The organism is Streptomyces longispororuber, from assembly GCF_024448165.1.
In the GTDB taxonomy this organism is placed as follows: domain Bacteria; phylum Actinomycetota; class Actinomycetes; order Streptomycetales; family Streptomycetaceae; genus Streptomyces; species Streptomyces longispororuber_A.
The window spans coordinates 1-23,347 of sequence record NZ_JAMOLN010000027.1 but is presented as its reverse complement, the minus strand read 5'-3'; the positions used below and the strand labels follow the sequence as shown (position 1 = coordinate 23,347).

Annotated in this window: 24 protein-coding genes and 3 pseudogenes; 12 read left to right on the top strand and 15 right to left on the bottom strand. The window is 69.4% G+C overall.

Features of this window, described 5'->3' with window-relative positions:
- Positions 1-26: 26 nt before the first annotated feature.
- Together M4J07_RS10635 and M4J07_RS10630 are read right to left on the bottom strand one after the other, a co-directional pair.
- Positions 27-3,704: a S8 family serine peptidase gene (locus M4J07_RS10635; RefSeq protein ID WP_255970222.1), complete on the bottom strand. Its 3,678-nt coding sequence runs from the start codon at positions 3,702-3,704 to the stop codon at positions 27-29.
- Positions 3,705-3,949: 245 nt separating this feature from the next.
- Positions 3,950-4,210 (bottom strand): hypothetical protein, encoded by a 261-nt coding sequence (locus tag M4J07_RS10630; RefSeq protein ID WP_308284746.1) that lies wholly within the window; start codon positions 4,208-4,210, stop codon positions 3,950-3,952.
- 174 nt (positions 4,211-4,384) lie between these two features.
- Here M4J07_RS10630 and M4J07_RS10625 point away from each other — a divergent pair, with 174 nt between their 5' ends.
- From M4J07_RS10625 to M4J07_RS10615, 3 genes are all read left to right on the top strand, one after another.
- Positions 4,385-5,800, top strand: coding sequence for a hypothetical protein (locus tag M4J07_RS10625; RefSeq protein WP_255970220.1), 1,416 nt, complete (start codon positions 4,385-4,387; stop codon positions 5,798-5,800).
- Positions 5,801-5,976: 176 nt separating this feature from the next.
- Positions 5,977-6,141 (top strand): helix-turn-helix domain-containing protein, encoded by a 165-nt coding sequence (locus M4J07_RS10620; protein WP_255970337.1) that lies wholly within the window; start codon positions 5,977-5,979, stop codon positions 6,139-6,141.
- Positions 6,141-6,395 carry an acyl-CoA-like ligand-binding transcription factor gene (locus M4J07_RS10615; protein ID WP_255970218.1) on the top strand — a complete coding sequence of 85 codons (255 nt, stop codon included), beginning with the start codon at positions 6,141-6,143 and terminating at the stop codon, positions 6,393-6,395. Before M4J07_RS10620 ends, M4J07_RS10615 begins: the two co-directional genes overlap by 1 nt.
- On the opposite strand, the gene M4J07_RS10610 is transcribed toward M4J07_RS10615, so the two are convergent.
- Positions 6,389-6,742, bottom strand: coding sequence for an AAA family ATPase (locus M4J07_RS10610; RefSeq protein ID WP_255970334.1), 354 nt, complete (start codon positions 6,740-6,742; stop codon positions 6,389-6,391). The genes M4J07_RS10615 and M4J07_RS10610 overlap by 7 nt on opposite strands.
- A 50-nt stretch (positions 6,743-6,792) precedes the next feature.
- Positions 6,793-6,963 carry a hypothetical protein gene (locus M4J07_RS48490; RefSeq protein ID WP_374215022.1) on the bottom strand — a complete coding sequence of 57 codons (171 nt, stop codon included), beginning with the start codon at positions 6,961-6,963 and terminating at the stop codon, positions 6,793-6,795.
- 6 nt (positions 6,964-6,969) lie between these two features.
- Between M4J07_RS48490 and M4J07_RS10605 the strand changes: the two are divergent.
- Positions 6,970-7,335 (top strand): annotated as a pseudogene (locus M4J07_RS10605) (hypothetical protein); the annotation flags it as partial.
- Here the strand turns inward: M4J07_RS10605 and M4J07_RS10600 are convergent.
- Genes M4J07_RS10600 through M4J07_RS10590 form a run of 3 tightly spaced genes read right to left on the bottom strand, consistent with a single transcriptional unit; the run spans position 7,294 to position 9,972 of the window.
- Positions 7,294-8,079 carry an MFS transporter gene (locus tag M4J07_RS10600; protein ID WP_308284745.1) on the bottom strand — a complete coding sequence of 262 codons (786 nt, stop codon included), beginning with the start codon at positions 8,077-8,079 and terminating at the stop codon, positions 7,294-7,296. The pseudogene M4J07_RS10605 and the gene M4J07_RS10600 overlap by 42 nt on opposite strands.
- A gap of 8 nt (positions 8,080-8,087) precedes the next feature.
- Positions 8,088-8,537 (bottom strand): ArsI/CadI family heavy metal resistance metalloenzyme, encoded by a 450-nt coding sequence (locus M4J07_RS10595; protein WP_255970216.1) that lies wholly within the window; start codon positions 8,535-8,537, stop codon positions 8,088-8,090.
- Positions 8,538-8,580: 43 nt separating this feature from the next.
- Positions 8,581-9,972 carry an NAD(P)-binding domain-containing protein gene (locus M4J07_RS10590; protein ID WP_255970214.1) on the bottom strand — a complete coding sequence of 464 codons (1,392 nt, stop codon included), beginning with the start codon at positions 9,970-9,972 and terminating at the stop codon, positions 8,581-8,583.
- An 84-nt stretch (positions 9,973-10,056) separates the two neighbouring features.
- On the opposite strand from M4J07_RS10590, the gene M4J07_RS10585 reads away from it, so the two are divergent.
- Positions 10,057-10,437: an ArsR/SmtB family transcription factor gene (locus M4J07_RS10585; protein WP_255970212.1), complete on the top strand. Its 381-nt coding sequence runs from the start codon at positions 10,057-10,059 to the stop codon at positions 10,435-10,437.
- Between the two features lie 18 nt (positions 10,438-10,455).
- Here the strand turns inward: M4J07_RS10585 and M4J07_RS10580 are convergent, their stop codons facing one another.
- A complete protein-coding gene (locus M4J07_RS10580) occupies positions 10,456-10,752 on the bottom strand; it encodes an ArsR/SmtB family transcription factor (protein ID WP_255970210.1) in 297 nt (98 codons plus the stop codon).
- Between the two features lie 98 nt (positions 10,753-10,850).
- Here M4J07_RS10580 and M4J07_RS10575 point away from each other — a divergent pair, with 98 nt between their 5' ends.
- Positions 10,851-11,891 carry a flavin-containing monooxygenase gene (locus tag M4J07_RS10575; protein WP_255970208.1) on the top strand — a complete coding sequence of 347 codons (1,041 nt, stop codon included), beginning with the start codon at positions 10,851-10,853 and terminating at the stop codon, positions 11,889-11,891.
- A gap of 53 nt (positions 11,892-11,944) precedes the next feature.
- Here M4J07_RS10575 and M4J07_RS10570 read toward each other — a convergent pair whose 3' ends face one another.
- The 5 genes from M4J07_RS10570 to M4J07_RS10555 all read right to left on the bottom strand — a co-directional run bounded on the left by M4J07_RS10570 (position 11,945) and on the right by M4J07_RS10555 (position 15,556).
- Positions 11,945-12,715, bottom strand: coding sequence for a sulfite exporter TauE/SafE family protein (locus tag M4J07_RS10570; RefSeq protein WP_255970331.1), 771 nt, complete (start codon positions 12,713-12,715; stop codon positions 11,945-11,947).
- 126 nt (positions 12,716-12,841) lie between these two features.
- Positions 12,842-13,924: an ArsO family NAD(P)H-dependent flavin-containing monooxygenase gene (locus M4J07_RS10565; RefSeq protein WP_255970206.1), complete on the bottom strand. Its 1,083-nt coding sequence runs from the start codon at positions 13,922-13,924 to the stop codon at positions 12,842-12,844.
- On the bottom strand, positions 13,921-14,124 hold the full coding sequence (locus M4J07_RS48485; protein ID WP_374215021.1) for a DUF2180 family protein: 204 nt from the start codon (positions 14,122-14,124) through the stop codon (positions 13,921-13,923). Before M4J07_RS48485 ends, M4J07_RS10565 begins: the two co-directional genes overlap by 4 nt.
- Entirely contained in the window at positions 14,124-15,245 is a 1,122-nt protein-coding gene (gene arsB / locus M4J07_RS10560; protein WP_255970203.1) for an ACR3 family arsenite efflux transporter, read from the bottom strand. The genes M4J07_RS48485 and arsB overlap by 1 nt, the downstream gene beginning before the upstream one ends.
- A complete protein-coding gene (locus M4J07_RS10555) occupies positions 15,245-15,556 on the bottom strand; it encodes an ArsR/SmtB family transcription factor (protein WP_255970200.1) in 312 nt (103 codons plus the stop codon). The genes arsB and M4J07_RS10555 overlap by 1 nt, the downstream gene beginning before the upstream one ends.
- A gap of 125 nt (positions 15,557-15,681) precedes the next feature.
- On the opposite strand from M4J07_RS10555, the gene M4J07_RS10550 reads away from it, so the two are divergent.
- Together M4J07_RS10550 and M4J07_RS10545 are read left to right on the top strand one after the other, a co-directional pair.
- Entirely contained in the window at positions 15,682-16,095 is a 414-nt protein-coding gene (locus M4J07_RS10550; RefSeq protein ID WP_255970197.1) for an arsenate reductase ArsC, read from the top strand.
- Positions 16,092-16,463 (top strand): annotated as a pseudogene (locus M4J07_RS10545) (NAD(P)/FAD-dependent oxidoreductase); the annotation flags it as partial. The gene M4J07_RS10550 and the pseudogene M4J07_RS10545, both read left to right, overlap by 4 nt.
- Before the next feature lie 190 nt (positions 16,464-16,653).
- On the opposite strand, the gene M4J07_RS10540 reads toward M4J07_RS10545, so the two are convergent.
- Positions 16,654-17,340 carry an ABC transporter ATP-binding protein gene (locus M4J07_RS10540; protein WP_255970194.1) on the bottom strand — a complete coding sequence of 229 codons (687 nt, stop codon included), beginning with the start codon at positions 17,338-17,340 and terminating at the stop codon, positions 16,654-16,656.
- Positions 17,337-18,455 carry an ABC transporter permease gene (locus tag M4J07_RS10535; RefSeq protein ID WP_255970191.1) on the bottom strand — a complete coding sequence of 373 codons (1,119 nt, stop codon included), beginning with the start codon at positions 18,453-18,455 and terminating at the stop codon, positions 17,337-17,339. The genes M4J07_RS10540 and M4J07_RS10535 overlap by 4 nt, the downstream gene beginning before the upstream one ends.
- A 121-nt stretch (positions 18,456-18,576) precedes the next feature.
- On the opposite strand from M4J07_RS10535, the gene M4J07_RS10530 reads away from it, so the two are divergent.
- The 4 genes and pseudogenes from M4J07_RS10530 to M4J07_RS10515 all read left to right on the top strand — a co-directional run.
- A complete protein-coding gene (locus tag M4J07_RS10530; protein ID WP_255970188.1) occupies positions 18,577-19,161 on the top strand; it encodes a TetR/AcrR family transcriptional regulator in 585 nt (194 codons plus the stop codon).
- An 80-nt stretch (positions 19,162-19,241) separates the two neighbouring features.
- A pseudogene (locus M4J07_RS10525) lies at positions 19,242-20,065 on the top strand (IS5 family transposase).
- 16 nt (positions 20,066-20,081) lie between these two features.
- Complete coding sequence (locus M4J07_RS10520; RefSeq protein ID WP_255970328.1) at positions 20,082-20,486, top strand: hypothetical protein; 405 nt, start codon at positions 20,082-20,084, stop codon at positions 20,484-20,486.
- A gap of 531 nt (positions 20,487-21,017) precedes the next feature.
- Positions 21,018-23,347 (top strand): vWA domain-containing protein (locus tag M4J07_RS10515; RefSeq protein WP_255970185.1); only part of this gene is annotated, 2,330 nt, incomplete at its 3' end.

Below are 23,347 nucleotides of genomic sequence, written 5' to 3'. Positions count from 1 at the left end.
AGACGATCTCTGTTAAGGCTGGACCGCTACCTCAGGCCGAACGCCCGCAGCACGGTCTGGTCGAGCGCGTTGCCGTCCTTGTCGGCGGCCCGCACCCGCAGCGACACGAACTCGGCGCCCTTCGGGTGCTTGAGCTGCACCTCGCCGTGGTCCACCTTCACCTCCTTCCAGGAGGTGCCGTCGTCGTAGGAGACCCATGTCTTCAGATCCCCGGTCGTGACGCTGCCCGACTGGTCCCGTACGGAGAGGGCGATCTGCGATGTGTGCTTGCGGTCGACGCGGTTGAGGAGGTCGATCCCGTCCACGCCGTAGTCGACCGAGAGCAGCGGCAGCGCCGTCCGCTGGTCCGTGTGCGCCGAGGCGAAGGACCATTCGGTGTGGGTGCTGGTGGAGTAAGCGGTCCAGTCGGCGGTGCGGCGTGTGTCGAGCACAAGACGGTACGAGGCCTTCGCCGCCGCTACGTCGAAGGTGCCGAGTCCGCCGAGACTCGTCGCGCCGACCAGCTGTCCGCCCGCGTACAGCGTGCCCTTCGCGGTGTCCTTGAGGTTGTCCACCGACGCGTAGTGCCCCGGCGTGGAGTCGCTCAATTCCGGTATCACGAAGGTGAGTTTGTCTCCGGTGCGCTGGGAGAGGCCGTAGCCCGCACTGGTCGCCGGGCGCACGACCTGGCGCAGCCAGTCCTCGGCGGGCACCGTGCCCGCCGTGTCGAAGGTCTGCAGCGAATCCCACTGGGGCTTGAACGCGCTCGCGTCGGGGTAGACGGCGTGCCACACCCGGTTGTCGGAGACGTTGTAGTACTCGGTGCGCTCGGTGCCGAGTGGCACGGTGTAGCTGGTCGCGATGTCGAAACGCTGCCAGGGACGGTAGTGGTACATGGCGTCCGTGCCGATCTGTCCGGCCCGGTCCGCGTGGTAACGGACCGTCTGCCGCACCGTGTTGGAGCGGTTCAGGTCGTACGTCTGGTCGGCCGACACGGCGCCGGTCTGCGGGAACATCACGCTGTACACGTACGGGCTGACCGCGGTGCCCGACAGCTTCAGCCTGACCTTCTTGCCGCTCTTGAGCAGGGCGCCGAGCTTCGCACCGTCCTCGCCGGTCGCGGTCATCAGCGGGATGGACGCACTGTCCACCCAGGAGATCCAGTAGCCGGGCGTCTCGTGGTAGGCGAGGACGTAACCGGCCCCGGCCGCGGTCGCGTTGGCCAGCGCCTCGTCCGCCGTGTCGCCGGCGGCCACCCGGACGACCGCCACCTTGCCCTTGACGTCGAGCCCTTCGAAGTCGGCGGGGGTGCCGCTGCCCGCGTCCACCGCCAGCGCCGTGTGCTCACCGTCGATCTTCGCCGGGATGCCGGTGGAGGTCTGCGCGTAGTCGAGGGGCAGCGTGTACTGCTGGGGGGTGACGACGCTCGCCGTCAAGTCCTTGGCGTACAGCCGGAACTTCGAGGAGAACTCGAACGTGCCCTCGGTCACCTTCTCGGTGGGCGCCACATAGACATGGTCGGTCCACCAGCCCTGACTGTAGGACACCCCCCAGTTGGTGCCCGGGCCCTCCCGGTGCCAGCTGGTGGTGAAGCCCTGGAACTCGGAGTTCTGCTTCGTCCTCGGCTTGATCTCGACGGCCTTGCGGGCGTCGAGGACGACCTCGGTGTCCTGGTCGACCTTGACCTCCGGATCGCCGACGATCGAGGTGGTGACCTCTAGTCCGGCCGCGTCCCGCTTGGAGATCCACGCCGCCATGTTGTATGTACCGGCCGGCACCTTGAACGTGTAGCCGCTGCCGAGGAACCCGTGCGTCTCGGGATACGCGCCGTTCAGTTCCGACATCATGAAGAGGGACGCCGAGGTGTTCGGCTTGCCGTCCCGGCCCACCAGCGACACCTTCAGGTCGTAGGTCTTCGCCAGCTTCTCGAAGCCGATGGCTGTGGTGACCTGGACGCCGTCGGCGCTCGCGACGATGTGGCCCGTGTACCGGCCGATCGCCTCCTCGGCGGGGTCGACCGTCACGCCGACGGTGGCGGTGCCCTTCGCCGGGACGGTCACGGTGTCCGCGTTCAGGGCGGCATCGGGGAGGGACGAGGCGACCTTCAACTCCACTTCCTTGTCAGTGGTGTTGGTGTAGGTGACGTCCTTGGTATCGGCTTCGGCGTCGCTCTCCTCGTACTTGCCGAAGCTCAGGGTCGGTGTCGCGAAGACGCCCTGGTTGACGGCCCGTACGGCGTCGACCCGGCCGTCGCCCTGCTCGAACACGGAGTTGACCGTGTTCGTCTTCGCGGTGGTCGCCAGCGCCTGCTTGATCTGCTGTCCCGTCCAGTCCGGATGGGCCTGCGCGACCAGCGCGGCGGCGCCCGCGACGTGCGGGGTAGCCATCGACGTACCGCTCGACGTCGTGTAGTACTCGTCGACCGGTGTGCCCATGCTGGTGCCGGCCGCGCGGGCCGCGGTGATGGCCGCTCCCGGTGCGGTGATCTCCGGCTTGACCGCGTAGTCGCCGACGCGGGGGCCCCGGCTGGAGAACGATGCCAGGTTGTCGGACTTGTCGACCGCGCCGACCGTCAGCGCCGAGTCGGCGATGCCCGGAGTGCCGACGGTCTGCTCGGACGGCCCGGAGTTGCCCGCCGCGATCACGAAGAGGGTGCCGGTGGACGCGGACAGCTCGTCGACGGTCTCACTGAGCACGTCCGAGGGTCCGGTCGCGTCGCCGCCCAACGACATCGACACGATCTTCGCGCCGGAGTGGGCCGCCCACTCCATGCCCGCGATGATCCAGGAGTCCTGGCCGCGGCCGTCGTTGCCGAGGACCTTCCCGACCAGCAGCTCCGCGCCCGGCGCCACACCCTTGCGCTTGCCGTCCGAGGCCGCGCCCGAGCCGACGATCGTGGACGCCACATGGGTGCCGTGGCCGTGGCCGTCCTGCACCGCCTGGTCCGGCACGAAGCTCTGCGCCTCGGCGATCTTCCCGGCGAGATCCGGATGACCGGCGTCCACGCCCGTGTCCAGGACGGCCACCTTGACGCCCTTGCCGTCGTAGCCCGACTTCCACACCTCGGGCGCGCCGATCTGCGGCACGCTGACGTCGAGGGACGCCTCGGCCTTGCCGTCGAGCCAGATCTTGTCGATCCCCTCGCCCAGCTGCCGTGCGGCCTTCGTGGTCGGTCCGGTGCCGAGCGCGGGGGCGATGTCCTTCCAGAAGGCGGTCGACTTACGTGCGCTGAGCGAAGCACCGTCGATCGAGGGCAGCTTCATCATCCGGCGGGCGCCGTCGGGAGTCTCACTGCCCTTCGTGTACGTGGCGATCACCGGGATGTTGCCGGTCTTCGCGTCGGCGTACCCCTGCTTCACCAACTGCGTGACATTGAAGAGGGACGGGTCGAGACGGCCCGCGTTCACGAGCGGGATCGCGTCCGACGGCAGGACACTGACCTCACCGTCCTTCTCGCTGGACACGAAGGTGGCGGCCTCGCGGCCCTTGCCGCGCCGCACGTCGACGGCGTACTTGCCGTCCGGCCCGGCGCTGAGGGTCACGGTGTCACCGGTGATGAGGGTGACGATCTGCGTACGCGTCGCACCGGCCTGATCGCCGCTGTGCACGGGCGTGGATTCCTCTGCGGTGACCTGCGCCCCGGCACCGGCCGCGGCGGGTGTGATCACACTCGTGAGCAGTCCGGTCGCTCCTGCCACGGCCCAGAAGGCGTGGTGTCTTCGCATGGGTGGCGTCCTCCCCTGAACTGTGCTGACGCTTCCGGCCTGGTGAGCGGAAGCCAGTGATCAGATTGAGCTCCGCACGGAAGACGGCTCAAGGGAATCCTGTGGCCGAGGAGTGCCAATGCTCACTTCGGCCACGGACGGCGGCGGTCGCGGTGGCCCATGCCGTCAACTCCCTTGCCGGGCCCACCCCGTGACCATGGCCGGCGACCATGCCCGGTGCCCCGGCCCTTCGCGCCCGGCCTTGTTCATGTCCCGCACCGCGATGTCATCAGCGGAACGTGCCGCTCGGGGACGCCCTCACCGACGCGCGTGCACATGGGGGCAAGCGCTGCGGCGGGCACCTGATCGTGAGCCTTCAGGGGGATCGTCGCGACCACCCGGTCGGCCGAGGCGGCGGGCGCGGCGGCGCGGGCCCGGTCGTCGCCGAGGTCGGCGACGGGGTCGGCGAGCATCTCGGGGCCCCGGAAGACGCTGAGGACGACGTCGATGCCGGCGGCTACGGCCACCCTCGGCGCGATCCCGCAGTCCCCGTTCTACGACGGTCCCGCAGCCGTCCGCGAAGCCGCCGTCCGCAGTGTGCTCCGCGGTCCGACCACCGGCCAGTGGGTTACGGGCCGATCGGCTGATCTCGCCTGGCCCGGGCAGCGCGCACGTGAGAGCTTCACGGACGAAGGAGGATCATGACGGACTACGCACACCAGATCCAACGATTGCGCGAGCTCGGGCCGAGATACTCCGGGAACGACGCCCATCACACCCTGATCGAAGACGTGGCGAGCGAACTCTCCGCGCTCGGATACACCGTTGAACGCGATACTCACACCTTCGAGCGATGGGACATCGCGGACAGCGGCAGTGCCCTCAAGATCGGCCAGAAGGACATCACCGTCTCCTCGGCCTGGCCCTACTCCGGCGAGACCGGACCCCAGGGAGCCACGGCACCGCTGACACTCGTCACCGGTCTGCCCAAGAACTGGACAGCGGCCGCCGGGAAGATCGCCGTCATCGACGTGCACAACCTCGACGTGCCGTCGAAGCTCGTGTTCGACACCTGGTCGGACGACCTCCCCTTCGAGACCGTCGCCAACCCCGTCATCGGATCCGAGTTCGCCGGAACCGATCTGACGAAGGCCCGCGAGGCCGGCGTCGTGGGAGTCATCGCCATCTGGAGTGGGTTGGCGGACGACGCGGCACGCGGGCAGTACCTGCCCTTCACCCGCGACTACCAGGGCATCCCGGCCCTCTGGGTACCGGAATCCGAACGCGACACCGTTCTCAGCGCCGCCGAGCGCGGTGACACCGCCACCCTGACCCTGGACGCGACCAAGACCCCGGGCGCCTCCATGGACACCCTGTGGGCGGTGTCCGCCGGATCCGGGCCGAACGCCGACGAAGCGGTCCTCGTCGTCACGCACAGCGATGGCGGCAACGCCGTCGAGGAGAACGGGCACCTCGGACTCCTCGCCCTCGCACGCGACGCAGCGACCACCGCTCACAACAGGACCATCGTCTTCGTCTACACCGCCGGGCATCTCCGCATCCCCGCCGTCACCCAGCACGGCCAGGCCACGACCGCGTGGCTCGACGCCCACCGTGAACTCTGGTCCCCCGACACCGAGGGCCCCACCGCCGTCGCCGGACTGGCCATCGAACACCTCGGCGCCAAGCACTTCGGGATCAATCCCGCCTCCGGGCACTACGAACCCGACGGGACTCTCGAGCCGGAGATCCTGTACGCGACGACCAGCGAACTGGCAGAACTGACCCGCGCGACGTGGAGCGGTGTCACCATCGACTCCTCCACCCCCCTGAAGCCGGGAGCACTCGTTCACCTGGGTGAAGGCGAACCACTTTATGACCAACGTATCCCCGCCGTTGCCCTGGTCACCGGCCCCCTCTACCTCCTCGCGGAACTCGAGGGAGACCTCGTCGACATCGACGCCCTCACCCGCCAGATCGACAGCTTCCGCCGCCTCCTGACCCACTTCGCAGGACCCGCCGAAAGCTCATCATTCGGCACGGTCAAGCTGCCGACGAAGGAAGACAAGGCCCTCGCCGGCGCCCAAGTCCTTCACTTCGTCGAGGCCCAGCGCTAGCCCCGCCCAGTTCGTTTCATGTCGGTTCGTTTCATGTCGTTTCGTTTCGTACCACCGATAGGCCACGTAGATCCGCTCGCCCGCACAGCACAGGGCCGAGCGACCCCGGACACTCGGCATGAATCTGAGCGTCTTCGAGTCGGAGCGGAGTCGTCTCCGGGCCACCGTGCCGGGAGATCGCCGGAGAAGCCGTCCGCCTCTTCGCCGCCAAGGGTGTGACCGCCACCACCGGCGAGGAGCCGACGGAGACCGCCGGCATCTCGTCCCGCACCCTGTGGCGCCACTTCCCCACCGAGGAAAGTGGCGTGCGCCCCCGCTCGCCGCGTGCCTGGACGACGTGATGACCCGGCTCGACTACTGGTCCCTGGACACACCTCTGCTCGACTTCCTCGAACGCTCCTATCCGGACGGCCGGTTCGCGGAGGTGGACGTCGCCTCCGCCTTGAACCTGGTCCGCCTTACGCTGCGCGAGCCCGGCCTGCGCACGGTATGGCTCCACATGCACGAGGACTCGCAGCCGGTCATCGCCCAACACCTGGCGCACCGAGTCCGTACGAACCCCGATGACCTCGCAGTACCCGTGAAGCCTCAATGATCAACAGCGCCCTGCGCACCGCTGTGGAGCACTTCGCGCTGCACCAGCCCGACACGGCAACACCGGAGGTGCGCACCCTCCACCCCAACCGGGCTCTGCGCCCCCGCTGCCGCGCTGACGACAGCAGCGCTCTCGTCGTGTTGGCGGAACACCTTGGTGAGCCGCGAGCGCGGGATCTCCTCGACGTCGGCCAGATCCCGCAGGACCCGGCCGGTCCCGACACTCGGCAGTTGATCGGCGTCACCGACGAACAACAGGTGACAGCCGTCCCGCACCTCGGCGGCAAGACGGCGAGCGAGGGCCAGGTGGAGCATGGACGCCTCGTCGACGACCACCAGATCGGCCATCTCCAGCACGCTCGCATGATCGAAGAGCGAGTGGCCCTCGGGCGGCCGGATCAGCCTGGTGCACCGTCATCGCCGCCTGCCCACAGGTCTCCTCCAGACGCCTCGCCGCCTTTCCCCTCCGTCGGCGCGGCCAGTGCGATAACCGCGCCGGCATGCTCCGCGACCTCGACCAGGGTGCGCAGCGTGTGAGTCTTGTCGCAGCCCGGGCCGCCGGTCAGCACAGACACGCGGGCAGCAAGGCCAGCTTCCTGATCCGCGACCGCGACTCGAAATTCACGACGGCCTTCGACACCCTCATGGCTCACGCCGGGATCAAGGTCGTCACCACCGGCATCCAGATCCCGCGAATGAACTCCATCGTGGAGCGCTGGACACAAACCGCCCCGACGTGGTGGGAGGAGAGGTTCACGCAGCAGCGCAAGGCCCACTCATCGCGACGCATCCGGGTCAAGCACGGCATCGCCCAACTCAAGAACTGGCGGGCATTGGCCCGCCGCCTCGGCCAGCGTGAACTCCTCGACGAACTCGTCCCGGCCATCGCCGGACTCGCATCAACCCATCGACAGCCACCCCGGCCAGCCGCAGCAGCGTGAGAAGCACCAACCTGCCCTCCACGACGCCCAGACGCTAACCATGCACGAGGTCGTTAGGAGCGAGAACGGACGTGTTCGGGCGACGGTGTCGCTCTTGCTTGCGACTCCCGTGTGACCGGGTTGTTGCGCCGACGGTGGCCATGGTGCACGCAGGGCCAGGGCGTGCGCAGGGATGGTGATCAGGGCGAGCACCACGGCCAGGATCGCGTACGTGGTGCGCCAGCTGAAGTGGTCTGCGAGGGCGGCGGTGATGGGGGCGAAGACGGTGGAGGCCAGGCCGCCGGCCAGGGTGACGACGGTGAGTGCGCGGACCCGGTGCGGGCCCCACCAGCGCGTGACAGCGGCGAAGGCGGGCTGGTAGAAGGTGGCGGCGATAGCGATGCCGGCCAGGAGCCAAGCGGCATAGAAGATGGCCAAGTTGGGTGCGGCGGCGATCCCGAACACGGCGGCCACCGCGAGGATCGAGCCGTACGTCATGACCTTGTGCGGTCCGCGCCGGTCAAGGGCGCGGCCGATCGGTATGCCGGTGGCGGCGGAGATCACGAGGGCCAGGGAGAAGGCGCCGGTGGTGGCGGTCGTCGACCAGCCGGTGTCGGCGGTGATGTGGACGTTGAGCACCGGGAAGGCGTAGTAGACGATGCCCCAGCTGGTGATCTGGGTGGCGCACAGGGCGGGCAGGACGGCGCGGGGCCGCGACGACCGGTGATCCGGTTCGGCGGCCCCGCTGGCGTGGAGGTTCGTCATCGTCAGGGTCAGCAGCAGCTGCTGGCCTCTGCCTCCGTCGAGTCACTTGTACTCGCGCAACAGGTGCTCTGGGACTGCCTGGCGAGGGTGTCCGCGTCGGCCTTGACGACGTACACCTCCCAGGGCTCCTGACCGGGGCCGTGCACCCAGACCTTGTCCTGCAGGGCGTAGCAACAGGTGGTGTCGTTCTCCACCGTGGTGTCGAGACCCTGGTCGCCGAGGCGGGTGGTGGCCGCGTGGACGTCCTCGGACGAGGCGACCTCTACGCCGAGGTGGTCCATGCGTGTGTCCTGCCCGGCCTCGCCCTGAACGAGGACGAGCTTGAGCGGGGGCTCGACGATGGCGAAGTTGGCGTAGCCGTCGCGGAGTTTGGCCGGTTCGGTGTTGAACAGCTTGCTGTAGAAGGCGATCGAGGCTTCGAGGTCGGGCACGCGCAGAGCCAGTTGCACACGGGACATGACGGTCCTCCTGAGGTGGTGGGTGGCGCGGGCGTGGTGCGGGTCAGCAGCCTCCGGAGGCGGAGGTCTGTGCGGTGGCAGGGCCGCCGAGCTGGATCAGGGCCGGGGCCGGGGTGCAGCAGCCGCCCGCCGCTTCCTGGTCGGTGTCCGGGGTGTCGAAGAGGCCGGCGCCTCCGCAGACCCCGGTCTCGGGCAGGGTCAGTTCGACTCGGTCGGCGGACTCCTCGTCCCCGGAGAGGGCGGCGACGACCGAGCGGACCTGCTCGTACCCGGTCATGGCGAGGAACGTGGGCGCGCGGCCGTAGGACTTCATGCCGACCAGGTAGACGCCCTGTTCGGGGTGGGAGAGCTCGCGGTGGCCGTGCGGGTAGACCGTGCCGCAGGAGTGCTGGTTGGGGTCGATCAGCGGGGCCAGTTCGACCGGGGCCTCAAGGCGCTCGTCGAGGTTCAGGCGGAGTTCGGAGAGGAAGGTCAGGTCGGGGCGGAAACCGGTGAGCACGATGACCTCGTCGATCGGGTCGAGGCGTCGGCCGTCCTCGGCGACCAGGATCAGGCGGCCGTCGGCGTCGCGTTCGACGGCGCCGGTGCGGAAGCCGGTGACCGCGTCGGCGTGCCCCTCATCGACCGCGGCCTTTGCCGCCAGGCCCAGGGCGCCGCGGGCGGGGAGCTGGTCGGCTTCGCCGCCGCCGAAGGTGGATCCGGAGATGCCGCGCCGCAGGATCCACAGCCCCTTGGTGCCTGCGCCGTCGTCGGCCTTCGCGAGGTCGGCCAGGTAGGAGAGAGCGGTGAAGGCGGAGGCGCCGGAGCCGATGACCGCGGTGCGCTTGCCCGCGTAACGGGCCCGTACGGCAGGGTCCTTGAGGTCGGGCACGCGGTAGGTGATGCGGTCGGACGCGGTGCGCTCGCCGAGCGCGGGCAGGCCGCTGCCGCCCGCGGGAGACGGGGTGGCCCAGGTACCCGAGGCATCGATCACGGCGCGGGCGAAGACCCGCTCCTCGCGGCCGTCGGCATGGGTGATGTGGACGACGAAGGGCTGGGCCTCGCGGTCGGAGTCGACGATGCGGTCGCGGCCGGAGCGGGAGACGCCGGTGACGGTGGCGCCGGTGCGGACCTTGGCGCCCAGGACGTCGGCGAGCGGCTGGAGGTAGTCGTTCGCCCAGTCGCCGCCAGAGGGATAGGTGGCCGGGTCGGGCCGGGTCCAGCCGGTGGGGGCAAGGAGCTTCTCGGCGGCCGGGTCGACGACCTCGCCCCAGGTGGAGAAGAGCCGTACGTGGGACCACTCGCGCACGGCGGCGCCGGCCTGGGGGCCGGCCTCCAGGACGAGCGGCTCGATGCCCTGCTCGACGAGGTGGGCTGCGGCGGCGAGACCGATGGGGCCCGCCCCGATGACGACGACAGGGAGGTCCTCGGTCTTGGTGGTGGCAGGTGCGGTCATGGCGGGGATCCTCCGGAGCTTGTTTCGATCGCTGTCGATACAGAGGAGCTTGCCTCCTGTATCGACGAGTGTCAACATAGAAGCATGTCGAATTCTCAGATGGTGGAACTGACGGTCCTGGAGCCGGATGGCTCGGGGGCGGAGTCGGTTGTGCCCTGCTGCCCGCCGATCACTGCGGGCGAGCTGTCGGCGGCGGACGCCGAGAAGATGGCCGCGATGTTCAAGGCGCTGTCGGACCCGGTACGGCTGCGCCTGTTCTCGAAGGTGGCTTCGCACGCGGGCGGCGAGGCGTGCGTGTGCGACATCTCCGACGTCGGCGTCTCACAGCCGACCGTCTCCCACCATCTGAAGAAGCTGAAGGACGCAGGGCTGCTCACCTCGGAGCGGCGCGGCACCTGGGTGTACTACAGCGTCGAGCCCTCAGTGGTAGCGGCGATGTCGGCCATGCTCGATCTGCGCAACTAGCTTCCCGGCGAGGGTGATTCAGGTACCGCAGCCGGGTGGGCAGCAGCGAGCCAGGTATGACTGAAGGTCGGCGAGTCGCCGGCTCATGGTGGCGCCGTCGGCGCGGTAGAAGACCTGTTTGCCCTCCCGTCGGGAAGTGACCAGGCCGCCGCGCCGCAGCAGGCTCAGGTGCTCTGAGGCGGTCGACGGCTTGAGGCCGCAGCGCTCCGCGATCTCCCCGACGGTGAATTCGACGCTCCCGGCGAACTGCAGCATCACGCGCTGACGGGTCTCGCTCGCCAGCGCCTTGAGGAAGTCCGCGGTTGCGGTGTCCACCGCCTGCTCTTCATGCCCCTCGGACACTCGCGATCACCCACATCTTTCATTTCGTCATTTCCCGAATCGACGACACATTGCAGGAAGGCCACTGTCTCATGGAGCACTCCGACCTGATCATCATCGGCGCGGGCCAAGCGGGCCTGGCGACCGCGGCCCTCGCTCGCCGGTACGGCTTCGGCCGACCTCTGCTTCTGGAAGCCGCCGGCGAACCCGCGGGATCGTGGCCGCACTACTACGACAGCCTCACGCTCTTCTCGCCGGCCAGGTACTCGGCGTTGCCCGGCCTGCCCTTACCTGGTGATCCCGACCGGTACCCAACCCGCGACGAAGTCGTCGACTATCTGCGCCAGTACGCCGTCCGTCTCTACGCCGACGTACGCACCCGAACTCGCGTCACCTCCGTGCGCCGCGAGGGCGGAGCGTGGATCGTCAATGCCGAGGATGGCGCGTCCTGGTCTGCGCGTACCGTGATCGCCGCGACCGGGAACTACGCCACCCCTCATGCGCCGCTCCTGGCCGGCCAGGACGCGTTCACCGGCCGCGTGCTGCACGCCGCCGAGTACCGCAGCCCCGAGTCGTTCGCCGGGCATCGGGTCGTGGTGGTGGGCGGCGGAAACTCCGCGGTACAGATCGCCGCTGAACTCGGCGCCGTCGCCGATACATCCCTGGCCACCCGGCGCCCGCTCGGCTGGATGCCGCAGACCACGCTCGGCCGGGACCTGCACTGGTGGCTCAAGCACACGCGCCTCGACATCGCGCCCATCCGGCGGTGGCTCGAGAAGCTGCCCGTCTCCGTGCTCGATGACGGCCGCTACCGAGCCGCCCTCGACCGGCACGGCGTCGATCAGCGGTCGATGTTCGTGCGGTACGAGGCCGATGGTGTCGTCTGGGACGACGGTACGAAGGAGCGAGTGGACGCCGTGCTGCTGGCCACCGGATACCACCTCGCTTTTCCCTACTTGGAAGGCACCGGCGCTCTGGATCGCAGCGGGCAGCCGATGCACCGGGGTGGGGTCGCCTCTGGCGTGCCGGGGCTCGGGTTCGTCGGCATGGAGTTCCAGCGCAGCTTCTCGTCGAAGACGCTGCGTGGGGTGGGGCGGGACGCGGGGCATGTGCTGGGCCGACTGCGTTCCTGACGGGGAGGGTGTCCCGCGCGCCGTTTCAAGCTTGGTAAAGCGGTGCCTCACGCTCAGTTGTGGCGGGCGAGCTTCACCGATGACACGAGCAGGATGACTGCGAGTGCAGGGATGAGGACCAGCTCCGAGAACACGTCGAGCAGCAGCCCGCCCAGCAGCGCACCGGCGATCGAACCGGCGGCCATGACCGCGGTGAAGCGGAGGTTGGCGCCCAGGACGGCGAAGCTGCCGTCGCGGCTGTAGCGGGCGAAGGCGACCAGCATGGTCGGCAGCGAGACCAGCAGGGACAGGCTTCCCGCCGTCTTGATGTCGATTCCGAAGAGCAGCACGATCGTCGGGATCAGCAGTTCGCCGCCGGCCACGCCCATGATCGCGGCGACCACGCCGATGCCGAAGCCGGCCACGACACCGCAGGGAATCTGTGCCCACAGCGGCATCGCGAGCGTGCCCACGGTGGTGAGGTGCGTGACCATCAGCGCGGCGGCCATGAGCACCATCAGCGCCGCCAGCACCTTGTAGAGGGTGGAGCTGCGCATCCGTACCGCCCAGCTCGCCCCGGCCCACGCGCCCAGCAGACTCCCGGCCAGGAGATTGGCGGCGACGGTCCAGTGGGCCGTCACTTCGGAGGCGGATACCGCAGCCAGCCGGGCCGGGAGCGCAGCCAGGACTACGACCAGGCTCATCGCCTTGTTGAGGATGACCGCCGATAGTGCCGCGAAGCCGAACAGGCCGATCAGCAACGGCAGTCGGAACTCCGCGCCACCCAGGCCGATCATGCCGCCCAGCACGCCGATGGCCGCTCCGGCTCCGAACGCCAAGGGCATCGAGTGTGTCCGGCTGTCAGGACGGGGTGGGTCGGAGGCCAGGAGCGTGGTCATGCCCGGCAGTCTTCAGCGATCACGCCATCGCCTGGTACTGGAGAAAGCCACGAAAGCAGGTGGGCGACGACGTCAGTTCCGCGCGCACAGCTCTGCGATCTCCCGGGCGGCCTCGCGTGCGGGGCGGCCTACTCCGATCAGTGTGGCGGAGGCGGGTCCGGTCCAGTCGCCGTAGCCGAGCAGGTGCAGGCGGGGCTCGTCGACGGCGCGGGTGCCCTCGGTCGCGATGTGGCCGCGGGCGCCGCGGAGTTGGAGCGGGCCGAGGTGGGAGAGGGCGGGCCTGAAGCCGGTGCACCAGATGATCGCGTCGGCCTCGGTGCGGGTACCGTCCGCCCAGACGACGCCGTCGCGCTCTGTGCGGGTGAACATGGGAGACGCCTTGAGCAGCCCCGCATCCCTTGCCCGACGCACGGGCGGTACGGCCACGATGTCGCCGAGCGAGGCGACGCCGCCCGTGTCGGTGCGACCCTCGTCGAGGGCGCGGCGTCGGGCGGTGGCCGCGTCGAACAGGGCCCGGCCGTCGATGTCGTCCGGCAAGAAGCGCGGCGAGCGCTGGGTGACCCAGGTCAGCTCGGTGTCGTACGCGAGGTCGGCGGCGATCTGGGCGCCGGAATTGCCGCCCCCGACGACCACTACACGCTGCCCGGCGAACTCGGCCGGGCAGCGGTACTCCACGGTGTGCAGCTGACGGCCGGCGAAATCGGAACGTCCGGCGACTGCGGGCATGAACGGCCGCCACCAGGTCCCCGTCGCCGAGATCACCGCCCGCGCCCGCCACGCACCGCTATCGGACTCGATGCGCAGGAAGGCGCCGTCGCCGTGTACGCCGCGCACCCGCACCCGCACCCGCACCCGCACCCGCCGCACGATGGGCAGGGCGTACCGCTGCTCGTACTCGGCGAGGTACTCCACCACGTGCTGTGCGTCCGGGTAGACCTCGCCCACCTGCACCGGCATGGGCCGCCCCGGCAGCGAGGAGAACGCCGCCGGGGAGAAGAGGTGGAGCGAGTCCCAGGTGTGCTGCCAGGCGCCGCCGGGCGTGGACTGGGCATCGAGGATGACGAAGTCCAGGCCCTGGCGGCGCAGGTGGTAACCGGCGGCGAGCCCGGCCTGGCCGCCGCCGATCACCACCACATCGACGTGCTCCTGAGTCATGCGGCCGTCGATGCCGTAGCGCATTGAGGGCAGCGCACCGTACGGGCGACCGCCTCGTGGGGAGCCCCGACCACAGGATCGCGCCGGACGCTCCGGTCCGTCACCCGGGCATGTCCTGTGCACACGCCGGCGCCACAGTCGTGGCACACGCCGACGGCGGTCGTCGCGGTTCCTTGCGCATGGCAGTCGAGGCAGTGCATCAGCTCTCCTTGGCGGTCGTCGTGAGCCCGGCAGGGGTGAACTTCCTGCGCCAGGCCAGCGCCACGTACACGAGCCCGATCAGGACCGGGACCTCGATGAGCGGGCCGACGACCCCGGCCAGGGCCTGTCCCGAGGTGACGCCGAAGGTCGCGATGGCAACGGCGATGGCCAGCTCGAAGTTGTTGCCCGCCGCCGTGAAGGCAAGCGTGGTGGTGCGCTCATAGGACAGGTCGATGCCCTTGCCCAGCAGGAAGCTCCCGAAGAACATCACCGCGAAGTAGACCAGCAGCGGCAGCGCGATCCGGACGACGTCCAGCGGCTGCGAGGTGATCGCGTCACCCTGGAGAGCGAAGAGGATGACGATCGTGAAGAGCAGCCCGTACAGCGCCCATGGCCCGATCTTGGGAAGGAAGTTGGACTCGTAGCGCTCGCGGCCCAGCTTCTTCTCGCCGAGGCGCCGAGTGAGGAATCCAGCGACCAGCGGGATGCCGAGGAAGACGATCACGTTCAGGGCTACATGCCAGACCGGCACGTCGAGTCCCTGGCCATTCCCCAGCCCCAGCCACTGCGGCAGCAGGGCGAGGTAGAACCAGCCGAGCAGGCTGAACGCGATGACCTGGAAGACGGAGTTGAGGGCGACCAGGACCGCTGCCGCCTCACGGTCGCCGCAGGCCAGGTCGTTCCAGATGATCACCATGGCGATGCAGCGGGCCAGCCCGACGATGATCAGGCCGGTGCGGTACTCGGGCAGGTCAGGCAGGAAGATCCAGGCGAGCGCGAACATCACGGCCGGGCCGACTATCCAGTTGATGACCAGCGAGGACACCATCAGCTTCTTGTCGCCGGTGACCGTGTCGAGCCTGTCGTACCGGACCTTGGCGAGCACCGGATACATCATCACGAGCAGGCCGATCGCGATGGGCAGGGAGATGCCGCCGATCTCGACCTTCGAGAGCGCATCCCCCAGGCCGGGGATCAGGCGGCCGAGCCCCAGGCCGACGCCCATCGCGAGCAGGATCCACACCGCGAGGTACCGGTCGAGCGTGGAGAGCTTGGCGACGATCGAGGCATCCTCGCCGCCCTGGGGCGGTGACGTGGTGCCGGGCTCGGTCGCGGTCATCAGCAGGCTCGCTTTCGGTTGGTCTCGATGGTGGTGCGCGCGGTCTGCGCGAGGTCACCGAAAACGCCGGCCAGGTCTTCGAGGACCTCAGGCTTCAGCTTGTAGTAGGTGAAGCGGCCGCACGGCTCGGTCTCCACCACCCCGGCCTCGCGCAGGACGCGCAGGTGGTTGGAGAGGTTCGTCTGCCGGGCCCCTGTCTCCTCCACGAGGTGGGTGGTGCACAGGGTCTCGTGGGCGAGCAGGGTCACGATCTGAAGCCTGAGCGGGTCGGCGATCACCCGGATCAGTTCAGTCTTGGCTGACGTCATCATGGACTGATACTTTCACATCAGCGGCTGCTGATACCACTGGGTGCTGATATCGATGAAGCCTGATGCAAGCCCTGATTTCCGCAGCGAGCACTCCGTCGCGCGGCACGAGACAAGTGAGACCACTGATGTCCGAGAAGCCCTCCGTCCTGTTCGTGTGTGTCCACAACGCCGGCCGGTCCCAGATGGCCGCTGCCTGGCTGACCCATCTGGCGGGCGACCGTGTCGAGGTCCGCTCGGCCGGCTCGAACCCCGGCAAGGAAGTGAACCCGGCCGCCGTCGAGGCGATGCGCGAGGTCGGTATCGACATCTCCGCCGAGACCCCGAAGGTCCTGACCGTGGACGCGGTCAAGGAGTCGGACGTCTGCATCACCATGGGCTGCGGTGACACCTGCCCCGTCTTCCTTGGCAAGCGCTACCTCGACTGGACGCTGGAGGACCCGGCGGGCCAGGGCGTGGAGGCCGTGCGCCCGATCCGGGACGAGATCAAGGTGCTCGTCGAGGGCCTGATCGCCGAGATCGCTCCGGAGAAGACCGCATGAGCGGCGAGTCCTCACCCGCCGGCGGAGAGATACGCAACGTCATCGTGATCGGCTCGGGTCCGGCGGGCTACACCGCCGCCCTCTACACCGCCCGCGCCGACCTCAAGCCTCTCGTCTTCGGTGGCGCCATCTTCGTCGGCGGCTCGCTGACGACGACCACCGAGGTCGAGAACTTCCCCGGCTTTCCCCAGGGCGTCCAGGGCCCCGAGCTCATGGACAACATGCGCGCCCAGGCCGAGCGGTTCGGCGCCGAGATGATCGACGACGACATCGTGGCCGTCGACCTGGCCGGTGACGTGAAGACCGTGACCGACAGCGCGGGCACCGTGCACCGGGCGCGCGCCGTGATCGTCGCGACCGGGTCGGGCCGCGCGTGCGGGGATGGTCCCGCCGCCACGCGAGCGCCGACTTCACTATCGGACCGTGCGCTGCGAGCTCGTGACTTGATCTCCGCTGCTGGATGATCCGGCGTATGGGATACGGACCGGGCAGGCCCCGCCCGGCCGGGAGCTGCCTACTCCGTGCCGCCTGCCCGCGGCTCCGACTCCGAGTCCGTGGTCAGAGCATCGTGGGGCGGTCCTCGCGTCGGGTGAGGTCCAGGATCTCGTCCGCCGCGGCCTCCATCACGGGATCGTGCGTGGCGACCACTGTCACACAGTCGTGGTGACGGGTGGTGCGGCGGATGAGTGCGGCGAGGTCGGAGGCGCGTTCCCGGTCGACGGCGGCAGTCGGCTCGTCGATCAGGAGGAGCTCGGGAGTGAGGAGCAACGCCCGCGCCAGGGCCACGCGTTGGCGTTCGCCGCCCGACATGGTGTCCGTACGGTGGTCGCGGCGGTGGGCGAGGCCGACGTCGTCGAGCAGTTCGTCGGCCCGGGCGCGCAGGCCGCTGCCGGAGCGCAGGGAGCGGCCCGACACGGAAGCGGCGGCGAGGAGCTGCTGGCGCGCGGTGAGCCCGGTGAGAAGGTTCCCGCTCTGGAAGACGTATCCGATGCGGCGGCGGCGCTCGCGGGCCCGGTCGGCCGTGCTCAGGGCCGCCAAGTCGGTTCCGGACAGGAGGACTTGGCCGGAGTCCGGCTTCAGCAGGGTCCCGGCGACTGCGAGGAGGGTGGACTTGCCGGAGCCGGACGGTCCCACCAGGGCGGTGACGGCGCGTGGCGCGAAGGCGGCGTCGAGGGAGCGGAGCGGGGTCACGGCGGACTCGCCGTCCCCCAGAGTGACGGTTACGTCGCGGAGGTGGAGGCTCATCGGGCTGCTCCCAGAAGGGTCATCGGGTCGACGGTGGCTATCTTGCGCAGCGTGATCGCGGCGCCCGCGAGGCCGACGAGTATCACGGTGGCCATGGTCGTCATCAGTACGGACGCGGGCAGTGAGAAGGGGACCTCGGAGCCGACCAGCGCACCGACCCCGGCCGCGAGTGCCGCGCCGACGACGGTGCCTGTGGCGACCACGACGGCGGCCTGGGCGAGGGTGTGCCCGAGCAGCCGTCGCCGGGAGGCGCCCATGGCGCGCAGCAGGGCGAGTTCGGGGCGGCGCTGCACGGTCCACACGGCGAAGAAGGCGCCCACGACGAGGGGTGCGATGACGTAGAGGAATGCCTGAATGGAGGTCATGGTGACGCGTTCGCCGGAGTAGCCGGGCGCGGCGGCGTACGCGTCGCGCACCGGCAGCGTGTGCGTGCCCAGTGTGCGGTCGGCGGCCGCGAGATCGGCGTCCGACCCGGCCTTGAGCGCGATCGCGCTGTACTCGTTCGGCAGGGTGGTGCGGGCGTCGGGGGCGGCCCCCGGCATGGTGAAGCGGATCTGCCGCCAGACGTCGAGGGGAAGGTAGGCGACGGGCACGTGTCCGTACGAGCTGCAGTCTGTGGTGCCGAGCACCTGCAGCCTGATGCCGACGCGGTCGATCGTCAGGGTGTCGCCGACCCGGACCCCGGTGTCGTGGAGCTGTTGGGAGATGACGATGCCCGCACCGGTCGCCCGCAGGGGGTGCCCGGTGGTGGCGCCAGGATCGAGGAACTGCCCGGGCTCGACGCCGAACGCGGCGAGGTCGACGTCGACGCCGCGGTCTGTGGTTCCGCGGGTGATCGAGACGCCGAGCGGGGTGGCGTCGACGTCGTCGGCCTCCTGCCAGCTCTTCAGAGCCGTGGCCGGCAGCAGGCTGCGAGCGAACTGGTCCGACTTGGCGTCCGCGGCGAAGGCGAGGTGGGTGGCAGGCAGCTGGCGCAGCGCGGAGACGGTGTCGTCGCCGAGACCGGTGGTGAACCCGGAGACGACTCCGACGAGCGCGGCGACCAGGACGACGACGCTGCCCATCAGGAGGAAGCGGCCGCGGGCCGCCCTCAGTTCGAGCAAAGCGAGGAACACGGAGGGCCTTTCAGGCTCGTGCGGGAGGGGCGCCACCTTTTGGGGACGCCGTGTCGCCAACATAGATGATGGAGACACAGCGTCCCCAAGCGGGGTGCTACTGGGTGCCTAGACTGGTGGGGTGCCGAAGATCAGTGCGCCGTCCGTAGCCGACCACAGGGCCCAGCAGCGCCGGGCCCTGATCGCCGCGGCCCGCGGACTCCTGGAGGAAGGCGACGCGTCCCGCGTCACCTTCGCCGCGGTCGCCCAGCGGACCGGCCTGGCCCGCAACAGCGTCTACAAGTACTTCACCGACCGCCGGGAACTGCTGGCCGAGGTGGTGCGAGAGGCGGCGCCGCGCTGGACCGAACGCATCGAGCAGGAGATGTCGACGGCCGCGGGGCCACAGGAGCGCGTGGCCGCATATGTGAGGGCCCAGCTCCTGCTCGTGCGGGACGGTGAGCACCGCATCGCGCAGGCGCTCGCCGACGATCCGGACGCGGCGGTGCTGCGCGAGGCGGCCGCGGAAGCCCATGACAGGATCCTCGCGCCGCTCGTCGCGGCGCTCACCGAGCTCGGCGACGATGCCCCCCGTCGCACCGCCCGCCTCCTCCAGGGGTTCGTGAACGCCGCGACACTGGCTCTGGAGAGCGGCGACGACTTCGACGCGCTGTGCTCCCGCGCGGTGGAACTGACCGTGGCGTCGCTCGGCTCACTGAAGGACTGAGTGGGTGTTCTGCGAGTCGTCGTGTCCGGCTGTCCGGTTTGAGGGCTTGCCGTTGACCGCTTCTGCGGTGTGCTGGAGGCGTGGCCAAGCGGCAGCCGTACCCGAGTGACCTGTCGGACGAGGCATGGGAGTTGATCCGGCCGGTCGTCACGGCCTGGAAGGGACAACACCGCTCGGTCAGCGGCCATGAGGGCCGGTACGAGATGCGGGAGATTGTCAACGCGATCCTGTACCAGGCCCGGGCCGGCTGCCAGTGGCGCTATCTGCCGCACGGCTTCCCGCCCTACACCGCGGTCTACTACTACTTCGGGCTGTGGCGCGACGACGGCACCGACCGGACCATCCACGATCTGTTGCGCTGGCAGGTCCGTGAGTCGAAGGGGCGGCGTGAGGACCCGTCTCGCTCAACGCGCCGAAGGAGACCACCGGGCTGGATCCGGGCAAGAAGAGCCGGGGCCGCAAGCGGGGCATCGCCACCGATGCACTCGGTCTGCTGATCGCCGTGATCGTGGTCGCCGCGAGCGTGCACGACAACGCCATCGGGATCACGCTGCTGGACCAGGTGGCCGCCGTCAACCCGACGGTGACCAAGGGGTGGGGCGATGCCGGGTTCAAGAACGCCGTCATCGAGCACGGCCGGTCGCTGGGCATCGACGTCGAGGTGGTGTCAGCTGCTCCGCAGACCAAGGGGTTCGCCCCGGCACCGAAACGGTGGATCGCCGAGCAGACCTCCGGCACGCTGATGCTGCACCGCCGTCTGGCCCGCGACTACGAGAGGCTGCCCACCAGTTCGGCGTCCTGGATCCGCTGGTCGATGACCGACGTCATGCCCCACCGGCTCACCGCCACCACCACTCCCACCTGGCGGGACCTGCCACCGGCCCGCCTGTGCGGACCGGCATGATCGTGTGGGAGTGAGCATGCAGGAGTTCCTCGAACAGATCGAGATCCGCGAGGCCGCCGGCCGGGACCTCGCGAACCGGCTCCGCACCCAGATCGCCGAGCTCACCGCCCCACTCGCGGCCGCCGAACAGGCTCTGGAGCGGCTGAAGATCACCCGGGAAACCCTTCTGGAGATCGGCCCGGACCTTCCCGACGGCCTCGCTCCGCTGCCCTCGGCCTGCCACCAGATCCTCGCCCACTTCGAGAACACCGCGGACGGAATGCACGCCAAGGACGTCTGCCTCGCTCTGGACACCGGCACCGAACCCCGGCACATCGAAGGCACCCGCGCCAAACTCAAACGCCTGGTCAGCCGCGGCATCCTCACCGAACCAGAACCCGGCCTCTTCCAACTCCCGCAGCCAACCCCGCCCCCGGACTGAGCCCGGCGAAAGCTCACAGAACACTCACTAAAGAGTGTGTGATTCAGGGATTTTGGGTCGATTGCTACCGCATTTATCCGATGTGGTGGTCGAGTCGGTCGAGCTGGTGACGGGAACGGCCACGCTTCGCGGCCGGTGCCGGGCTCTGCCCGTGAGATGTTCGTTGTATGGAATGCCGTCTTGGCGGGTGCATGGTCGTTACGGGCGTCGCCTCGCCGACGCTCCGGTCAGGCCGACACTGCGCCTTGGACAGAGCGCTCAAGAACTGACGGTGGCGGCGGCCGCCCCAACCGAGGTGAGAGCCACCGCGCAGGAGCGTGCCGCCCCCTTCACGCAAAGACAGCTCGGTAGCCGCTCCACCCTGCCCAGCAGGCCCTGAAGAAGGCAGCAACACGCATTCTACGCTTACTGTACATTCAGTGCTTTTTATGACGTATTGGAGACTTCTGACGTTGTATCAGTGAAACTGGAGTGTGACTGCCCATGCCGGTAGGAAGGCCCAGACATGCAGGGCGTCGCACCCTCGGGGCAGTGGCCGCGGGCCTGGCGGCCTTACTGCTGCCGGCGGCTCAGCTGCCCGCCGATCCGGTCGCCAGCGGCGCGGACCGTGCCGCCCGGTCGGTTCCCTCGCCCACTGACACGACGTCCGTGGTGACGGTGAAGGTGGGCGGGGACCGCAACGGGGATCAGTCGGTCGCGCCACTGGCAGGCACCACGCTCGGGCTGTACGCGACGGAGACCGGCGGCAGTGCGGCGTTCACCTGCACGTCGGACGCCGATGGCGACTGCAGCTTCATCGTCACCGGCACCGGAACGGGCGGCGCCCTCCGGGGCCAGCAGATGTGGGTGCGTCAGATCTCCGCGCCGGGCGGCTGGTTCGTCAACGACCAGTTCCGCACGAGTGCCAGCACCAGTACGACCACCCCGTACCGCTTCCGGACTCCGGCGCTGTACTCGGCCAACACCTACAGCTCGACGGCCACCGGCGCCAACGGCTTCATGGTCTCCTCCGGCTCCAACACCTACAACGCCTCCGGCGGCACCTGGCAGCAGTCGCGCAACAACCCCGCCCTGCCGCAGAAGTGCGGCCTGAAGGTCGCTTTGGTGATGGACCTGTCCGGCTCGATGAACGGGAGTGTCGGCGCCCTGAAGACGGCCGCGAACACCTTCGTCGACGCCCTGCAGGGCACGCCCTCCTCGATGGCGAAGTTCACCTTCTCCTCGTACTCCCCGGCCACCAACGGCGGACCGAACGAGCCGGGCCTGCGCTCGGTCTCCACCCGCGCGGACGCGGCCGCGTTCAAGCAGACCTGGGCTCACTGGACCGAGTCCACCGCCAACGGGGCGACGAACTGGGACCGTGCCCTGTACGAGCCCGCCCTCGCCGGCAGTGACTACGACGTCGCTGTGGTGATCACCGACGGCATGCCGACGCGCTACTCCACCCCCGAGAGCACCGGCGGCAACGGGTCGACGACCCGGGTGCGCGAGGTGGAGAACGGCATCTTCTCCGCCAACGCCCTCAAGGCGAAGAGCACCCGGGTGCTGGCCGTGGGTGTCGGCAGCGGCGTCTCCGGCAACGCCTCCTACAACCTCGCCTCCCTGTCGGGGAAGACGAAGTACGACGGGACCAACGCGGCGACGGCCGACTACTACCAGGAGGCCGACTTCGACGACGCCGGCAAGGCGCTGCGCGACCTGGCCCTGGCGAACTGCACTCCGTCGCTGTCGGTCGTCAAGCAGATCCAGGCAGAGGACGGCACCGTCTACAACGCCCCTGAGGGGTGGACGTTCGACGGCTCCACCACGACCGAGGGTGTCACCGTCGACTCCCCGCAGACCACGACGAACGACGGCACCGGGGCGGTGAACTTCCCCCTCGACTACAGCGAAACCGGCACCGAATCGGCCAGGGTGCGTGCGGCCGAGCGCCAGCAGGCGGGGTACCAACTGATCCAACAGGACGGGAAGAACGCCGTCTGCTACGACAAGGTGGCCGAACAGGCCGTCGAGGTGACGAACGATCCGGACGACGGTACCGGCTTCGAGGTCGACGTCCCCGTAGACGGATCGGTGACCTGCAGCGTGCTCAACAAGGCCCCTGCCGCGGTCGTGCCCGCTTCCGTCCAGGTCGACAAGGAGTGGCAGGTCACCACCGGCGACGGCACCCGCACCTATCCCGACGGCGAACAGCCCGGTGACCTGCAGGCCGATCTGAGCCTGACCGGCCCTGGGGATGCGGGCGCCTCGAGTCAGGGCTGGGGCGTTCCCCGCGAGGGCTACAGCGAGGGCGATGCCGTCACGGTGGCGGAGCAGACGCGGTTCGCCCCCAAGGTGGACTGCGAGCTGACCGGCGTCGACCTGGACGGCCGTGACCTGGACACCGACGCCCCGTCAGCCGTGATCACTCTGGAGGCCGGGGCGAACACGCACAAGATCACCAACCACGTGGCGTGCACCACCCGGCTCACCCTGGCCAAGCGGGTCTCCGGCGGTGACGCCGACCCCACCAGCTGGGACCTGCGCGCCATCGGCGCCGACGGCGCGCTGCCCGGCCCGGCCGGTGCGCACGGCAGCCCCGAGGCCACCGCCGAGGTGTCCCCCGACGCCCGCTACCAGCTCGCGGAGCAGCTGAACAGCGACGATCCGGAACTCCTCAACTACAAGCAGGTCGACGAGCGCACCGACTTCCAGAGCAACCCGCTCTCCACCGGCTCGATGAACTGCCTCGCCCACGACAAAGACGGCAACGAACTGCTGGGCTGGAACGACGGCATCAACGGTGGCGTCAACGTCCCGCTCGGTGTGCGCGCGGTGTGCACCGCCGTCAATGAGACCGTCCCCCTCACCCTGCGCAAGTA

Coding starts and splice junctions, on each gene's coding strand:
- M4J07_RS10635 (WP_255970222.1), bottom strand. CDS start 3,704: ATGCGAAGACACCACGCCTTCTGGGCCGTGGCAGGAGCGACCGGACTG.
- M4J07_RS10625 (WP_255970220.1), top strand. CDS start 4,385: ATGACGGACTACGCACACCAGATCCAACGATTGCGCGAGCTCGGGCCG.
- M4J07_RS10615 (WP_255970218.1), top strand. CDS start 6,141: ATGACCCGGCTCGACTACTGGTCCCTGGACACACCTCTGCTCGACTTC.
- M4J07_RS10610 (WP_255970334.1), bottom strand. CDS start 6,742: ATGGCCGATCTGGTGGTCGTCGACGAGGCGTCCATGCTCCACCTGGCC.
- M4J07_RS10600 (WP_308284745.1), bottom strand. CDS start 8,079: ATGACGAACCTCCACGCCAGCGGGGCCGCCGAACCGGATCACCGGTCG.
- M4J07_RS10595 (WP_255970216.1), bottom strand. CDS start 8,537: ATGTCCCGTGTGCAACTGGCTCTGCGCGTGCCCGACCTCGAAGCCTCG.
- M4J07_RS10590 (WP_255970214.1), bottom strand. CDS start 9,972: ATGACCGCACCTGCCACCACCAAGACCGAGGACCTCCCTGTCGTCGTC.
- M4J07_RS10585 (WP_255970212.1), top strand. CDS start 10,057: ATGTCGAATTCTCAGATGGTGGAACTGACGGTCCTGGAGCCGGATGGC.
- M4J07_RS10575 (WP_255970208.1), top strand. CDS start 10,851: ATGGAGCACTCCGACCTGATCATCATCGGCGCGGGCCAAGCGGGCCTG.
- M4J07_RS10570 (WP_255970331.1), bottom strand. CDS start 12,715: ATGCCCTTGGCGTTCGGAGCCGGAGCGGCCATCGGCGTGCTGGGCGGC.
- M4J07_RS10565 (WP_255970206.1), bottom strand. CDS start 13,924: ATGACTCAGGAGCACGTCGATGTGGTGGTGATCGGCGGCGGCCAGGCC.
- M4J07_RS48485 (WP_374215021.1), bottom strand. CDS start 14,124: ATGCACTGCCTCGACTGCCATGCGCAAGGAACCGCGACGACCGCCGTC.
- arsB (WP_255970203.1), bottom strand. CDS start 15,245: ATGACCGCGACCGAGCCCGGCACCACGTCACCGCCCCAGGGCGGCGAG.
- M4J07_RS10555 (WP_255970200.1), bottom strand. CDS start 15,556: ATGATGACGTCAGCCAAGACTGAACTGATCCGGGTGATCGCCGACCCG.
- M4J07_RS10550 (WP_255970197.1), top strand. CDS start 15,682: ATGTCCGAGAAGCCCTCCGTCCTGTTCGTGTGTGTCCACAACGCCGGC.
- M4J07_RS10540 (WP_255970194.1), bottom strand. CDS start 17,340: ATGAGCCTCCACCTCCGCGACGTAACCGTCACTCTGGGGGACGGCGAG.
- M4J07_RS10520 (WP_255970328.1), top strand. CDS start 20,082: ATGCAGGAGTTCCTCGAACAGATCGAGATCCGCGAGGCCGCCGGCCGG.